This is a genomic window from Streptomyces sp. NPDC048590 (genome assembly GCF_043199535.1).
Classification (GTDB): Bacteria; Actinomycetota; Actinomycetes; order Streptomycetales; family Streptomycetaceae; genus Streptomyces.
Genome location: NZ_JBICWC010000009.1, coordinates 55,021 through 70,258 on the forward strand (window position 1 = coordinate 55,021; position 15,238 = coordinate 70,258).

The 15,238-nt window shown below is 72.9% G+C and carries 12 protein-coding genes and 1 riboswitch; of the genes, 9 read left to right on the forward strand and 3 right to left on the reverse strand.

Features of this window, described 5'->3' with window-relative positions; translation table 11 throughout:
- The first annotated feature begins 10 nt into the window (after positions 1 to 10).
- Positions 11 to 138, forward strand: a riboswitch (cobalamin riboswitch).
- A 128-nt stretch (positions 139 to 266) separates the two neighbouring features.
- From ACGFNN_RS25265 to ACGFNN_RS25285, 5 genes are read left to right on the forward strand one after another with little or no spacing between them, the layout of a single operon-like run.
- The gene (locus ACGFNN_RS25265; protein ID WP_393559190.1) at positions 267 to 1,211 is read left to right on the forward strand and encodes a cobalamin biosynthesis protein; all 945 of its coding nucleotides are present in this window, start codon (positions 267 to 269) and stop codon (positions 1,209 to 1,211) included.
- Positions 1,208 to 2,776 (forward strand): cobyric acid synthase, encoded by a 1,569-nt coding sequence (locus tag ACGFNN_RS25270; RefSeq protein WP_393559192.1) that lies wholly within the window; start codon positions 1,208 to 1,210, stop codon positions 2,774 to 2,776. Before ACGFNN_RS25265 ends, ACGFNN_RS25270 begins: the two co-directional genes overlap by 4 nt.
- Entirely contained in the window at positions 2,773 to 4,809 is a 2,037-nt protein-coding gene (locus ACGFNN_RS25275) for a putative cobaltochelatase (RefSeq protein ID WP_393559194.1), read from the forward strand. The genes ACGFNN_RS25270 and ACGFNN_RS25275 overlap by 4 nt, the downstream gene beginning before the upstream one ends.
- Positions 4,809 to 5,408 (forward strand): cob(I)yrinic acid a,c-diamide adenosyltransferase, encoded by a 600-nt coding sequence (gene cobO, locus ACGFNN_RS25280; RefSeq protein WP_393559196.1) that lies wholly within the window; start codon positions 4,809 to 4,811, stop codon positions 5,406 to 5,408. Before ACGFNN_RS25275 ends, cobO begins: the two co-directional genes overlap by 1 nt.
- The gene (locus ACGFNN_RS25285; RefSeq protein WP_393559198.1) at positions 5,402 to 6,748 is read left to right on the forward strand and encodes a cobyrinate a,c-diamide synthase; all 1,347 of its coding nucleotides are present in this window, start codon (positions 5,402 to 5,404) and stop codon (positions 6,746 to 6,748) included. Before cobO ends, ACGFNN_RS25285 begins: the two co-directional genes overlap by 7 nt.
- Positions 6,749 to 6,750: 2 nt before the next feature.
- On the opposite strand, the gene ACGFNN_RS25290 is transcribed toward ACGFNN_RS25285, so the two are convergent.
- Positions 6,751 to 7,473, reverse strand: a complete 723-nt coding sequence (locus tag ACGFNN_RS25290; RefSeq protein ID WP_362542620.1) for a ZIP family metal transporter — start codon at positions 7,471 to 7,473, stop codon at positions 6,751 to 6,753.
- 92 nt (positions 7,474 to 7,565) lie between these two features.
- Between ACGFNN_RS25290 and cobC the strand changes: the two genes are divergently transcribed.
- A complete protein-coding gene (gene cobC, locus ACGFNN_RS25295) occupies positions 7,566 to 9,077 on the forward strand; it encodes an Rv2231c family pyridoxal phosphate-dependent protein CobC (protein ID WP_393559200.1) in 1,512 nt (503 codons plus the stop codon).
- Between the two features lie 65 nt (positions 9,078 to 9,142).
- On the opposite strand, the gene ACGFNN_RS25300 is transcribed toward cobC, so the two are convergent.
- Both ACGFNN_RS25300 and ACGFNN_RS25305 read right to left on the reverse strand, forming a co-directional pair.
- Positions 9,143 to 10,276, reverse strand: coding sequence for an SCO1860 family LAETG-anchored protein (locus tag ACGFNN_RS25300; protein ID WP_393559202.1), 1,134 nt, complete (start codon positions 10,274 to 10,276; stop codon positions 9,143 to 9,145).
- A gap of 321 nt (positions 10,277 to 10,597) precedes the next feature.
- On the reverse strand, positions 10,598 to 11,698 hold the full coding sequence (locus ACGFNN_RS25305; RefSeq protein WP_393559204.1) for an amidohydrolase family protein: 1,101 nt from the start codon (positions 11,696 to 11,698) through the stop codon (positions 10,598 to 10,600).
- Positions 11,699 to 11,800: 102 nt separating this feature from the next.
- Between ACGFNN_RS25305 and ACGFNN_RS25310 the strand changes: the two genes are divergently transcribed.
- The 3 genes from ACGFNN_RS25310 (at position 11,801) to ectB (ending at position 15,190) form a co-directional block, all read left to right on the forward strand.
- The gene (locus ACGFNN_RS25310; protein ID WP_365090007.1) at positions 11,801 to 12,907 is read left to right on the forward strand and encodes an aminotransferase class V-fold PLP-dependent enzyme; all 1,107 of its coding nucleotides are present in this window, start codon (positions 11,801 to 11,803) and stop codon (positions 12,905 to 12,907) included.
- A 339-nt stretch (positions 12,908 to 13,246) separates the two neighbouring features.
- Positions 13,247 to 13,771, forward strand: coding sequence for a diaminobutyrate acetyltransferase (gene ectA / locus ACGFNN_RS25315; RefSeq protein ID WP_362669748.1), 525 nt, complete (start codon positions 13,247 to 13,249; stop codon positions 13,769 to 13,771).
- 156 nt (positions 13,772 to 13,927) lie between these two features.
- Entirely contained in the window at positions 13,928 to 15,190 is a 1,263-nt protein-coding gene (gene ectB, locus ACGFNN_RS25320) for a diaminobutyrate--2-oxoglutarate transaminase (protein WP_362542638.1), read from the forward strand.
- Positions 15,191 to 15,238: the final 48 nt, after the last annotated feature.

A 15,238-nucleotide genomic window follows, 5' to 3' on the forward strand; every position in this document is an offset into this window, starting at 1 on the left:
CGGCGACAGCAGAGGAAGCCGGTGCGAATCCGGCGCGGTCCCGCCACTGTCACCGGGGAGCAGCCTCCACACGGAAGTCACGGCCCGCACGCGGACTGGAAGGCCGGAGGAACTGCGGATCCGGGAGCCAGGAGACTCTCGTCGCCGGTCACGTCGAACCAGGGCGCGGACCCTGAGTGAGGACATACGCCATGCCTGGCTGCCCTGCGTCGGTCGCCGTACCAGCTGTCCCCCGGCCCCTTCGAGGCACGAGCGCGGGCTGAGCGGTGAGAGCCGACCGCGTCTTCGCGTACGGCGCCGCCGCCGGTCTGATCGGGGACCTGCTGCTGGGTGACCCCCGGCGGGGGCATCCGGTCGCCGGCTTCGGGCGCGCCGCGGCGCGCGCCGAGGGCCTGCTGTGGCGTGACCACCGGGGCTGGGGCGCCCTCCACACGCTCGTCTGCGCCGGGGGCGCCGCGGGCGCGGCCGCGCTGACGGCGCGCGCCGTGCGCGGCCGCCCCGCGCTCGCCGTGGCGCTGACCGCCGCCGTCACCTGGTCCGTCGTCGGGGGGACCTCGCTGGCCCGTGAGGCCCGTGCCGTCGGCGGCGCGCTGGCCGCGGGTGACGTCGAGGCCGCCCGGGAGCGGCTGCCCCATCTGTGCGGCCGTGATCCGCAGGCGCTCGACGGTCCGGGGATCGCCCGCGCCGTGGTGGAGTCGGTCGCCGAGAACACCTCCGACGCCGTGGTGGGGGCGCTGGTGTGGGGCGCGATCGGCGGGGTGCCCGGACTCGTCGGTTTCCGGGCAGTGAACACCCTGGACGCGATGGTGGGGCACAGGTCGCCCCGTTACCTGCGCTACGGCTGGGCGTCGGCCCGGCTGGACGACCTCGCCGGCTGGCCGGGCGCCCGGCTGACCGCCGCCCTGGCGGTGGCGGCCGGCGGGCGCCCGCGCGAGGCGGCGCGGGTCTGGCGCTCGGACGCGGGGCGGCATCCCAGCCCCAACGCGGGCCCGGTGGAGGCCTCGTTCGCGGGGGCGCTCGGTGTACGGCTCGGCGGGACCCTCGCGTACGGCGGACGGGTGGAGCACCGGCCGGTGCTGGGCGGGGAGAACGGCCGCGAGGTGCGGGTCACCGACATCGAACGTGCGGTGCGGCTGTCGCGCCGCGTCAGTGTGCTGGCCCTCGCGGTGTGCGCGGCGGGCCGGATCGCCATGGGACGGAGAGCTGGATGAGCGGCGGGCTGCTGGTCGCCGGGACCACGTCGGACGCGGGCAAGAGCGTCGTCACCGCGGGGATCTGCCGGTGGCTGGTGCGCCGGGGGGTGAAGGTCGCGCCGTTCAAGGCGCAGAACATGTCGCTGAACTCGTTCGTCACCCGGGAGGGGGCGGAGATCGGCCGCGCCCAGGCGATGCAGGCGCAGGCGGCCCGCGTCGAGCCGAGCGCCCTGATGAACCCGGTGCTGCTCAAGCCGGGCGGTGACCGCTCCAGCCAGGTCGTCCTGATGGGGAAGCCGGTCGGTGAGATGAGCGCGCGCGGCTACCACGGAGGCCGGCAGGAGTCGCTGCTGGGCACGGTCGTGGACTGCCTCGAGCAGCTGCGGAGCACGTACGACGCGGTGATCTGCGAGGGCGCCGGCAGTCCGGCGGAGATCAATCTGCGGCGCACGGACATCGTGAACATGGGCATCGCCAGGGCCGCGGGCTTCCCCGCGCTGGTGGTCGGGGACATCGACCGGGGCGGGGTGTTCGCCTCGTTCTTCGGTACGACGGCGCTGCTGGACCCGGAGGACCAGGCGCTGATCGCGGGGTACCTCGTCAACAAGTTCCGCGGTGACGTCTCCCTGCTGGAACCCGGCCTCGACATGCTGCTCGGACTGACCGGACGGCCCACGTACGGGGTCCTGCCGTACGCCCACGGGCTGGGCATCGACGAGGAGGACGGGCTTCGGGTCTCGATGCGCGGCACGGTGCGGGAGTCCGTCGTGGCTCCCCCGCACGGCGAGGACGTGCTGCGGGTCGCCGTGTGCGCCGTCCCCCTGATGTCGAACTTCACCGACGTCGACGCCCTGGCGGCCGAGCCGGGCGTGGTGGTGCGGTTCGTCGACCGGCCGGAGGAACTGGCCGACGCGGACCTGGTGGTCGTGCCCGGTACCCGGGGCACCGTGAAGGCGCTGGCCTGGCTGCGGGAACGCGGCCTGGCCGACGCGCTGCGGCGGCGGGCGGCCGAGGGCCGGCCGGTGCTGGGGATCTGCGGCGGGTTCCAGGTGCTGGGCGAGCGGATCGAGGACGACGTGGAGTCGCGGGCCGGCGTGGTGGAGGGGCTCGGGCTGCTCCCGGTACGGGTCCGCTTCGGCCGGGAGAAGGTCCTGGAGCGCCCGGCCGGTACGGCGCTCGGGGAACCGGTGGAGGGGTACGAGATCCATCACGGGGTCGCCGAGGTGAGCGGCGGCGAACCGTTCCTCGACGGCTGCCGGGTGGGCGAGGTCTGGGGGACCCACTGGCACGGGTCGCTGGAGAGCGACGGGTTCCGGCGGGCGTTCCTGCGGGAGGTCGCCCGGGCCGCGGGACGGCGCTTCGTCCCCGCGCCGGACACCAGCTTCGGGGAGCTGCGGGAGGAACAGCTGGACCGGTTGGGGGATCTGATCGAGGAGCACGCGGACACCGACGCGCTGTGGCGGCTGATCGAGCACGGTGCCCCCGAGGGGCTGCCGTTCATCGCCCCGGGTGCCCCGCCCGCGCCCGGGAGACCCGCCGGGCCGGACCGTACAGCTGTGACCGCCATCGAGGAGGCTTCGTGAGTACGCCCTATCCGTTCACCGCGATCGTCGGGCAGGACGACCTGCGGCTGGGACTCCTGCTGAACGCCGTCAGTCCCGCGGTCGGCGGGGTGCTGGTCCGGGGCGAGAAGGGGACTGCCAAGTCCACCGCCGTCCGGGCGCTCGCCGCGCTGATGCCGGAGGTCACGGTCGTGGCCGGGTGCCGCTTCTCGTGCGATCCCCAGGCACCGGATCCCGCGTGCCCGGACGGCCCGCACGAGGCGGCACCGGGCGTCCCGCGTCCCGCGCGGACCGTGGAGCTCCCGGTCGGCGCGTCGGAGGACCGCCTGGTGGGGGCGCTCGACATCGAACGCGCGCTCTCCGAGGGGGTGAAGGCCTTCGAACCGGGCCTGCTCGCCGACGCGCACCGGGGCGTCCTCTACGTCGACGAGGTCAACCTGCTCCACGACCATCTGGTGGACCTGCTGCTCGACGCGGCGGCCATGGGCGCCTCGTACGTGGAGCGGGAGGGCGTCTCCGTACGGCACGCGGCCCGCTTCCTGCTCGTCGGGACCATGAATCCCGAGGAGGGCGAACTCCGGCCGCAGCTGCTGGACCGCTTCGGGCTGACCGTGGAGGTGACCGCCTCGCGGGAGACGGACGAGCGGGTCGAGGTGGTGCGCCGCAGGCTGGCGTACGACGACGATCCGGCGGCCTTCGCCGCGCTCTGGGCCGACGAGGAGGCGGCGCTGCGGGAGCGCATCACCGCGGCACGGGCCCTGCTGCCACGGGTGGTGCTGGGTGACGGTGTGCTGCGTCAGATCGCCGCGACCTGCGCGGCGTTCGAGGTCGACGGGATGCGCGCGGACATCGTCATGGCCCGTACGGCGACGGCGCTGGCCGCGTGGGCGGGCCGCGACGAGGTCGTCGCGGACGACGTCCGGCAGGCCGCGCTGCTGGCCCTCCCCCACCGGCGCCGGCGGAACCCGTTCGACGCCCCGGGGCTGGACGAGGACAAGCTGGACGACACGCTGAGGGACGCGGCTGACGAGCAGGGCGGGGGCGACGACGACCCCGACCCGGGTCCCGACGGTCCCGGCGGCGGAGTTCCTCCGCAGGGCACCGGCCCCGACGGCGACGACGGCGGCGGCTCGGAGCCTGCGGGTGCCGACGACGGTGTCTCCGGCGGTCAGGGCCCCGGCGAGGGGGACGCTCCCCCGGCGGGCGGCGGAGCGGGTGAGCGGCGGCCCGTGGGGGCCGGCGAGCCGTTCCGTACGAAGATGCTCAGCGTGCCCGGTCTCGGTGAGGGCGCGGCCGGGCGGCGTTCCCGGGCGCGTACCGAGCACGGCCGGACCACCGGGTCCCGGCGGCCCGAGGGGGCGCTGACGAAGCTGCACCTGGCGGCGACCGTGCAGGCGGCGGCGCCGCACCAGCGGGCACGCGGCCGTTCGGGGCGGGGTCTGGTCGTACGGCGTGACGATCTGCGGCAGGCGACGCGGGAAGGCCGCGAGGGCAATCTCGTGCTGTTCGTCGTGGACGCCTCCGGGTCGATGGCGGCCCGGCAGCGGATGAGCGCCGTGAAGGGCGCCGTGCTGTCGCTGCTGCTGGACGCCTACCAACGCCGGGACAAGGTCGGTCTGGTCACCTTCCGGGGCAAGGAGGCCGAGGTGGCGCTGCCGCCGACCTCGTCGGTGGACGCGGCCGCCGCGCGGCTGGAGTCGCTGCCCACCGGCGGGCGCACCCCGCTGGCGGCCGGGCTGCTGAAGGCGCACGACGTACTGCGCGTCGAGCGGCTGCGCGATCCGTCGCGGCGTGCCCTGCTCGTCGTGGTGACGGACGGACGGGCGACCGGGGGCGTCGATCCGGTGGCGCTGGCGGCCCGGGCGGCGCGGCTGCACGCGTCGGAAGGGACGGCTTCGGTCGTCGTGGACTGTGAGTCGGGGTATGTGCGCCTCGGTCTCGCCGCAGAGCTCGCCCGGGATCTGGGAGGCTCCGCCGTCACGCTCGACGAGCTGCGCGCCGACTCGATCGCCGGGCTGGTCAAGGACATCACCGCTACGCGAAGGGCCGCTTGATGCCACAGGGACAGCCGGTATCCGTACCGGACGACGGACTCACGACCCGTCAGCGACGTAACAGGCCACTGCTGTTCGTCCACACGGGCATAGGCAAGGGGAAGTCGACGGCGGCCTTCGGGCTGGCGCTGCGCGCCTGGAACCAGGGTTGGCCGATCGGGGTGTTCCAGTTCGTGAAGTCGGCGAAGTGGAAGGTCGGCGAGGAGAACGCGCTGAAGGTCCTCGGCGCGAGCGGCGAAGGCGGCACCGTCGACTGGCACAAGATGGGCGAGGGCTGGTCGTGGGTCCAGCGGGACAATCAGCTGGACAACGAGGAGAAGGCCCGCGAGGGCTGGGAGCAGGTCAAGCGTGACCTGGCGGCCGAGACGTACAAGCTGTACGTGCTCGACGAGTTCGCGTATCCGATGCACTGGGGCTGGATCGACACCGACGAGGTCGTCGAGGTGATGCGGAACCGCCCCGGCACCCAGCACGTGGTGATCACGGGCCGCAACGCGCCGGCCGGGCTGATCGAGGCCGCGGACCTGGTGACCGACATGTCGAAGGTGAAGCACCCGATGGACGCCGGCCAGAAGGGCCAGAGAGGCATCGAGTGGTGAGCGTTCCCCGACTGGTCGTCGCCGCGCCGTCCTCGGGCAGCGGCAAGACCACGGTCGCCACGGGTCTCATGGCCGCTTTCGCCGCGCGCGGCCTCGCGGTGTCGCCGCACAAGGTGGGCCCCGACTACATCGACCCGGGCTACCACGCGCTCGCGACGGGCCGCCCGGGGCGCAATCTCGACGCGTACATGTGCGGACCGGAGCTGGTCGCCCCGCTCTTCGCCCATGGTGCGCGGGGCTGCGACCTGGCGGTCGTGGAAGGGGTGATGGGGCTGTACGACGGCGCCTCGGGCCAGGGCGAACTCGCCTCCACCGCCCAGGTGTCCAAGCTGCTGCGCGCACCCGTGGTGCTGGTCGTCGACGCGTCGTCGCAGTCCCGCTCGGTGGCCGCCCTCGTCCACGGCTTCGCCTCCTGGGATCCGCGGGTGCGGATCGGCGGGGTGATCCTGAACAAGGTGGCCTCCGACCGCCACGAGGCGCTGCTCAGGGAGGCCCTCGACGAGTCGGGGCTGCCGGTGCTCGGGGTGCTGCGGCGGGCGCCGCAGGTGGCGACGCCCTCGCGCCATCTGGGGCTGGTTCCGGTGGCCGAGCGGCAGGCGGAGGCCGTCGACGCCGTACGGGCGATGGGCGACCGGGTACGGGAGGGCTGCGACCTCGACGCCCTGATGGCGCTGGCGCGTTCGGCTCCGGACCTTCCCGACGAGGCGTGGGAGCCGGAGCTCCACCCGGCGCCGTCCACCCGTCCGGTCATCGCGGTGGCGGGCGGCCCGGCGTTCACCTTCGCCTACGCGGAGCACGCCGAACTGCTGACCGCCGCGGGGGCGGAGGTGGCCGTCTTCGACCCGCTGCACGACGAGAAGCTGCCTGCGGGCACGGCGGGGCTGGTCATAGGCGGCGGGTTCCCCGAGGTGTACGGGCCCGAACTGTCGGCCAACGAGCCGCTGCGCCGTGCTGTGGCCGAGCTGGCCCTGTCGGGCGCGCCGGTGGCGGCGGAGTGCGCGGGGCTGCTCTACCTGGCCCGCGAGCTGGACGGGCGCCCGATGTGCGGGGTTCTGGAGGCGTCCGCGCGGATGTCGGAGCGGCTGACGCTCGGTTACCGGCAGGCGGTCGCGGTCGCGGACAGCTCGCTGGCGGTGGCGGGGACCCGGATGCGGGGGCACGAGTTCCACCGGACCGTGCTGGAGCCCGGCGCCGGCGCCACACCCGCCTGGGGTATGCACCAGCCGGAGCGGCGGGTCGAGGGCTTCGTCCAGCGGGGTGTGCACGCGAGCTATCTGCACACGCACTGGGCGGCGGCGCCGGGGGTCGCCAGGCGTCTCGTGGAGCGGTGCGGGGCGTGAGGTCACTCGGCGACGCCGACGACCAGCCAGATGAAGCCCACTCCGGCGACGGTGCACAGCAGCGTGGAGCGGGCCGGGTGGTCGTGGTGCGCCTCGGGGAGGATCTCGGCGGCGGCGAGGTAGAGGAGCGCCCCGCCGAAGAATCCGAGATAGCAGCCGAGGAGTTCCTCCGGAAGAGTGAACAGCAGTGTGGTGCCGGCGCCCACGATCGGCGCCAGGGCGTCCGCGTACAGCATCAGGAGCGCCTTGCGGCGGGCGTTCCCGTAGAGGCTGGTGATCGTGTAGGTGTTGAAGCCGTCGGCGAAGTCGTGGGTGATGACGGCGAGTGCGACGGCGGCGCCCATGCCGCCGCCGATCTGGAAGGCGGCGCCGAGCGCGATGCCGTCCATCAGGCTGTGTCCCACCATCGCGGCCGCCGCCGTCAGGCCCACCTGCGGTACCCGTTCCTCCCCCGCACCGTGTGCCGCCTGGCGTACGGCGAGGGAGCGTTCCACGAGATGGGCCGTCAGGAAGCCGCCCACGAACAGCAGCAGGGCGGCCGGGACCCCGAAGACGATGCCGCCGGCGGCCTCCATCGCCTCGGGCAGCAGGTCGAGGCCGACGACACCGAGCATCAGTCCGCCGGCGAAGCCGAGGACGAGGTGCCGGCGGTCGGTGACGCGCTGCGCGACCCAGCCGCCCGCCAGTGTCATCAGGAACGCGCCGAGCGCGACGAATACCGCCATGGCCCCTTGCTAGCGGATCGACCCCCCTGTGCGCACCTCAGGTACGCCTTGCCCGCAGCCCTTCGTCCGAGCACCCCGGAAGGATCTCTCCCATGACCCGGGACGCCCTCGTCGTCGGTGTCGGCGCCCGTCGCGGTGTCCCGGCCGACGAGGTACTCGGGCTGATCCGGGCGACTCTGGAGGCGGCCGGACTCGCGGCCGGGGACGTGGCCGAGCTGGCGACCCTCGACACCAGGGCGGACGAGCCGGGGATCGCCGGGGCCGCCGCGGCGCTCGGGGTGCCGGTGCGGGCGTACCCGGCGAGGACCCTCGCGGCCACACCCGTACCGCACTCCTCGGCGGCGACGAGGACGGCCGTGGGCACGGGGTCGGTCGCGGAGGCCGCGGCGCTCGTCTCGGGCGCTGAACTGCTCGTTCCCAAGCGGAAGTCGGCGTCGGCGACCTGCGCGGTGGCCCGGCTGGACCGGTTGGCCGGCGACCGGGCATCGACGAATGGCTCCGAGCCGTCCACCATGGCTGCCATGCTCCCCCCCACGAAGCACACCGACAACGCCGGGCCCGACCTGCGGCACCACGGCGACGCGGAAGTACGCGGCCTGGATCTGACCGATCTCGCCGTGAATGTCCGGACCGGCACTCCTCCTGACTGGCTGCGCGAACGCATATCGGCGTCGCTGGGCTCGCTGGCCGCCTATCCGGACGGCCGGCACGCGCGTGCCGCGGTCGCCGGGCGTCACGGGCTGCCCGAGGAACGGGTCCTGCTCACGGCGGGCGCGGCAGAGGCGTTCGTCCTGATCGCGCGGGCGCTGCCCGCCCGGCGGCCGGTCGTCGTGCACCCGCAGTTCACCGAGCCGGAGGCGGCGCTGCGCGCGGCGGGGCACGAGGTCGGGCGGGTGGTGCTGCGTCCGGAGGACGGTTTCCGGCTGGACCCGGCGGCGGTACCCGAGGAAGCTGATCTGGTGGTCGTCGGCAATCCGACCAACCCGACGTCCGTGCTCCATCCCGCCGGCGTGCTGGAGAAGCTGGCGCGGCCCGGTCGGACGCTGGTGGTGGACGAGGCCTTCATGGACGCCGTTCCGGGCGAACGCGAGGCGCTGAGCGACCGCCAGGACGTCCCCGGGCTCGTGGTCCTGCGGAGCCTGACGAAGACCTGGGGTCTCGCGGGTCTGCGGATCGGTTACGTACTCGCCGATCCGGGGACGGTCGCCCTGCTGCAGGAGGCGCAGCCGTTGTGGCCGGTCTCCTCCCCCGCGCTCGCGGCCGCGCAGGCGTGCATGGAGCCGCGCGCTCTGGTCGAGGCCGCTGACGCGGCGGACCGTGTCGAGGTCGACCGGGCCCACCTGCTCGCCGGACTCGCGGAGTTCAGCGAGGTACGAGTGGTGGAGCCGGCTGCGGCACCGTTCGTGCTGATCCGGCTGGAACGGGCGGACGAGGTGCGTGAACTGCTGCGCTCGCGGGGCTTCGCCGCGCGGCGCGGGGACACCTTCCCGGGGCTGGGCAGCGAGTGGCTGCGGCTCGCCGTGCGCGACCGGGTGACGACCAACCGGTTCCTGCAGGCTCTCGACCTGGCTCTGCAAGGACTGCCCCGAAGAGCGGCCGGCTGACGCGTCCTGCCCGAGGAACGGCGCCCGCACACAAGGGTGCGGGCGCCGTTCACACTCGTCCGGGATCAGCCGCGCGCACGCTTACGGGCGACCACCGTGGCACCGGCGCCGAGCGCCAGCAGGACGGCCGCGCCACCCGCGATGTACGGGGTCGAGGAGCTGGATCCGGTCTCGGCGAGGTCGCCGGCGCCGGAGGCCTGGACGGGGTCGGTCCCGGTCTGCGGCTTCACGTCGACGGGCTTGTCGCCGGAGCCGGTGTCACCGCTTGTGTCTCCGGAGCCGGTGTCGCCGCTCGTGCCTCCGGAGCCCGTGTCGCCGCCGGTCGATCCCGCGGTCCCGGAGGAGCCACCGGTGCCGGAGGAGCCACCGTTCTCGGAGCCGCCGTCCTCGCCGTCGCCGCCGCCGTTCTCGGAGCCACCGTCCTCCGAACCGCCGTTGCCTGAACCGCCGTTGTCCGACCCGCCGTGGCCACCCCCGCGCCTCGGCGTCTCACAGGTCGCCTCGGCGAGGGTGACCTCGCCCTCCACCTCGGCGACGTTCAGGTCCCCGGGGTTCACGGACACGCCGAGCCGCAGCGCCGTCGCGGCAGCCGTCCGCGAGGTCGTCTCCGTCTTGGAGAGGTCCAGGGTCACCTTGCCCACCCCGGGCACCTCGACCTTGGTCGTACCGCCGGAGGTGAGACGGATCCGCTTGCCGAGGACGGACACGTGCCCCAGGACGTTGGACTCCGCGACCGGCTTGCGCCCCACCTCGCACACGGCCTTGGAGGTGACCTCCTGGACCTCGATCAGCGAGAGCAGCGGCAGACCCGGTACGTGCACGCGCGCCTTGGCGAGGTTGGTGTACCCCTCCGCCTTGCGGGAGTCCACCGTGGCGTTCGCGGTCGCCACATCGGCCTTCAGCACCCGGATGGGCCGGCCCTTCTCGACGCCGTCCAATTCCACGCTGAGCGCGGTCCGCTCGGCGCTCGCCGGAGCGTGCACCTCGTTGAGGCTGGCCTTGAGCGGGACCTGGACCTTCTTGTTCAGGAGCGAGACGTCGAGCCCGGCGCGGAGGACGACCGCGCTCGCCTTTCCGTGGCCCCCGGACGGGGTGGCCGGGCTCGTCGCGGTGGCTGCGTGCGCGGGGACGGCGACGAGCAGGGCGACGGGAGCGGCGGCGATCGCCAGGGCTGCCGCACGGAAGGTGTTGCTGTTCAAGATGGTGGAACCCCCACAAGAGACATGGAGCCACCCGGCGCCGTCCAATGGGGGACATCGCGGGCACCGGTGGCCTCGACTCCGTGAATCTTTACGCACGGAGAGTGAACTGGCGGATTCCTTAAACCAGTTCACTCCAAAGAGGGGTTTCCGTGTGCACATTCGAATCCAACGGCACAGACGTTCCTCGGAATCACCCGTTTCACGGTACGCACGCCCCCGCGGCAGTCCTCCTGGCCCAGGAGCGGGGTATCTCAACGAGAGTCAGGAGCTCAGGTCACCTGCGGTCAACACGGCGCCCGTTCCGGGGTCAACCCGCCCTCAGGCCATCACCCTTCCCCTCAGGACCACCCTCCGCGGCGACGCCAGGACGCGCACGTCCTCCCTCGGGTCGGCGTCGTAGACCACCAGGTCGGCCGGCGCCCCCTCCTCGAGCACCGGGCGGCCCAGCCACCGCCGCGCGCCCCAGGCCGTGGCACCGAGCGCGTCCCGGGCCGGGATGCCGGCCTTCACCAGTTCGGCGACCTCGTCGGCGATGAGGCCGTGGGCCAGTGAGCCGCCGGCGTCCGTGCCGGTGAAGACGGGGATGCCCGCGTCGTAGGCGGCGCGCACCGTCGCGTAGCGGCGCTCGTGGAGCCTTCGCATGTGGGCGGACCAGCGGGGGAACTTGGCCTCACCGCCCGCCGCGAGGTCGGGGAAGGTGGCGATGTTGACGAGCGTCGGCACGATGGCGACGCCCCGCTCCGCGAAGAGCGGGATGGTGTCCTCGGTCAGCCCGGTCGCGTGCTCGATGCAGTCGATCCCCGCCTCGACGAGGTCGCGCAGCGCGGCCTCGGCGAAGCAGTGGGCGGTGACCCGGGCGCCGAGCCGGTGCGCCTCGGCGATCGCGGCCTCCACCTCGCCGCGCGGCCAGCAGGCCGTCAGGTCACCGGCGCCCCGGTCGATCCAGTCGCCGACCAGCTTCACCCAGCCGTCGCCCCTGCGGGCTTCCCGGGCCACGTAGGCGACGAGGTCACCGGGCTCGATCTCGTGTGCGTAGTTGCGGATGTAACGACGCGTCCTGGCGATGTGCCGCCCCGCCCTGATGATCTTCGGCAGGTCCTCGCGTTCGTCGACCCACCGGGTGTCGGAGGGGGAACCGGCGTCCCTGATGAGCAGGGTGCCCGCCTCGCGGTCGGCGAGGGCCTGCTTCTCGGCCGTCGCCGCGTCCACCGGTCCCTGGTGGTCGAGGCCGACGTGGCAGTGCGCGTCGACCAGACCGGGCAGCACCCAGCCCTCGAGCGTCACCGCCGCCTCGGCGCCGGGCGGCCGCTCGTAGGTGATCCGCCCGTCGACCGCCCAGAGGCCGTCCCTCACCTCGTCGGGCCCGACGAGCACCCGCCCCCTGATCCGCAGCACCGGTGTCGCCTCGTGATCACTCATGGCAGCACTGTACGAGGCGGGCGGACCGGGCCGCCGGGGGCCGCTGGGTACCCTCGACGCAGGCGCTGACCGCGCACCCGCCGACCCGAAGAGAGCACCACCGTGACGCACCCGTTCCTCGACCTCACCCCGCTCACCGCCGCGCGTTTCGCGGAGATCGAGCGGCGGGTGGCCGCCCTCCTCGACACCGGGCAGGACGTCGTCATCATGCAGGGGGAGGCGCTGCTGCCCCTGGAGGGCTGCATCCGGGGCGGTGCGCGGCCCGGCTCGACCGCCCTGAACGTGGTCACCGGACCGTACGGACAGACCTTCGGCAACTGGCTCCGTGACTGCGGCGCCGAGGTGATCGACCTGGTGGTCCCCTTCCACCGCGCCGTCACCGCCGAGCAGGTCGCGCGGGCGCTCGCCGAGCACCCGGAGATCGACTTCGTGTCCCTGGTGCACGCCGAGGCGGCGACGGGCAACACCAACCCGGTCGGCGAGATCGGTGAGGTGGTCCGGGCGCACGGCGCGCTCTTCATGGTCGACGCGGTCGCGTCGGTCGGCGCGGAACCGCTGCTGCCGGACGCCTGGGGCGTCGACCTGTGCGTGATCGGGGCGCAGAAGGGAATGGGCGGCCCCGCAGGGGTCTCCGCCGTGTCGGTGAGCGAGCGGGCCTGGGAGCGGATGGCCGCCAACCCGAGGGCCCCGCGCCAGTCCTACCTCTCGCTGCTGGACTGGAAGGCGCGCTGGATCGACGGTGGCCGCAAGGCCCTTCCGCACGCCCCCGCCCAGCTGGAGATGCTGGCGCTCGACGCCTGTCTGGAGCGTATCGAGGCGGACGGCCTCGACACCGTCATGGCCCGGCACGCCTCGGCGGCCGCGGCGACCAGGGCCGGGGCCACGGCGCTGGGCGGCGGCCTGGAGCCCTTCGTCCACGAGAGCCGCGACGCGGCCCCGGTGGCGACGACGCTCCGGGTACCCGCGGACGTGGACGCCTCGGAGCTGGTCGCGCGCGCACTGGCGACGGACCCGTCGCTCCCGCTGATCGCGGGCGGCGGGGCCCTGTCCAAGGAGATGGTCCGGGTGAACCACTACGGCGCGGACGCGACGCCTGAAGCGGTGCTGTCCTCACTGGCCGCCCTGGGCGGTGCGCTGGCGGACACGGGCCGCCGGGCCGATCTCGATGCTGCCCGCGCGGCGGTGACGGAAACCTGGAAGACGCAGTGAATTAATTGGGCTCACACGAACGGCCCAATTAATTCGACGCACAAGGGGAGCTGCTTTATCCTGAGCAGCTCCCCGCATTCTTCTTCCCGCTCTCCCCATTCTTAAACACCCTGCTTCCAGGCGGATGGCCCAGAGCAATCCCGACAGGTGTCACGAGAGTTACAGCCCTGTGACCGACCCCACAGCAGCGCCCGTTATGGCCCATAAATTCGGGACAAGTTGGTGGAAATTTTCGTCTTACAGGGGGCGATCCGCGCCCGCGTGATAACACAACGGGCCGCATTACCCAACCCCTTCCGGCGATGCAATTTTGATTTTTGCTGGGTAAATTCAATTCACATGACCGCCGCACCAGCAGATTTTGCAAGTGCCCGAAGCGAATTCATCAGAATCGACGCCCCGCGAGTGGAGGACGGAGCCTCGATCTGGCGCATAGCCCGCGACTCCGAGGTCCTGGACCTGAACTCCTCGTACAGCTACCTGCTGTGGTGCCGTGACTTCGCGGCGACCTCGGTGGTGGCCCGCGACGAGAACGGCGACGCCGTCGCCTTCGTGACGGGCTACATCCGCCCGGACCGCCCCGAGACCCTCGTCGTCTGGCAGGTGGCCGTCGACCGGGCCCACCGCGGCAAGGGTCTCGCGGCCACGCTGCTGGACGCGCTGACCGCCCGCGTCGCCTCCGACCAGGGGCTGGCAGGCGTCGAGACGACCATCACGCCGGACAACACCGCCTCCGACCGGCTGTTCACCTCCTTCGCCCAGCGTCACGACGTACCGCTGGAGCGTGAGGTGCTCTTCGACGGGTCGCTGTTCCCCGAGGGAACGCACCTGCCGGAGGTGCTGTACCGCATCGGCCCGTTCTAGGGCGTTCACCGGCCCGTTCCAGGACCCTCAGGCCCCTCCAGGGGCCCCGGGTCCGTCCAGGGCCTTCCCACCCCCTTCCGCGCCCCGCCCGGGCGCGGTGTCCGGGGGCACGCATGACCCGCCGTCCGTCACACCCCCTCACGTAGGAGATCCGCTGTGACCATCACCCCGCCCGCACTGAGTGTCTTCGAGAGCCTCGAGTCGGAAGTACGCAGCTACTGCCGTGGCTGGCCCGCGGTCTTCGACCGCGCGCAGGGAGCCCGGCTCACGGACGAGGACGGACACTCGTACCTGGACTTCTTCGCCGGCGCCGGATCGCTCAACTACGGCCACAACAACCCGGTGCTGAAACGCGCGCTGATCGACTACATCGAGCGCGACGGCATCACCCACGGCCTGGACATGGCCACCACGGCCAAGCGAGCGTTCCTCGAGACCTTCGAAAACGTGATCCTGCGCCCCCGTGACCTGCCGTACAAGGTGATGTTCCCCGGCCCCACGGGCACCAACGCCGTCGAGTCGGCGCTGAAGCTCGCCCGCAAGGTCAAGGGCCGCGAGTCGGTCGTCTCCTTCACCAACGCCTTCCACGGCATGTCGCTCGGCTCGCTCGCCGTGACCGGCAACGCCTTCAAGCGGGCCGGAGCCGGCATCCCGCTGGTCCACGGCACCCCGATGCCGTTCGACAACTACTTCGACGGCCAGGTCCCGGACTTCCTGTGGTTCGAGCGGCTCCTGGAGGACCAGGGGTCGGGTCTCAACCAGCCGGCCGCCGTGATCGTGGAGACCGTGCAGGGTGAGGGCGGCATCAACGTCGCCCGCGCCGAGTGGCTCCGCGCGCTCCAGGACCTGTGCCACCGCCAGGACATGCTCCTGATCGTCGACGACATCCAGATGGGCTGCGGCCGGACCGGCGGCTTCTTCTCCTTCGAGGAAGCCGGCATCGTCCCGGACATCGTCACCCTGTCGAAGTCCATCAGCGGCTACGGTCTGCCGATGTCGCTCTGCCTCTTCAAGGGCGAGCTGGACATCTGGGAGCCGGGCGAGCACAACGGCACCTTCCGCGGCAACAACCCGGCGTTCGTCACCGCGGCCGCCGCCCTGGACGCCTACTGGGCGGACGGCCAGATGGAGAAGCAGACGCTGGCCCGCGGCGAGCAGATCGAGCAGACCATGCTGGCGATCTCCGCCGAGGAGCCGGAGGCCCACTTCCGCGGCCGCGGCCTGGTCTGGGGCCTGGAGTTCACCGACCCGAAGCGTGCTTCCGCCGTCTGCGCGCGCGCCTTCGAGCTGGGCCTGCTGCTGGAGACCTCCGGTCCGCAGTCCGAGGTCGTGAAGCTGCTGCCGCCGCTGACCATCACCCCCGAAGAGCTGGACGAGGGCCTGCGCACGCTGGCCCGGTCCGTCCGAGAGACAGCCTGAGCGGGGCACCGCACCCCGCGCAGGCACCACTGAGCAGGACCAGAAGAG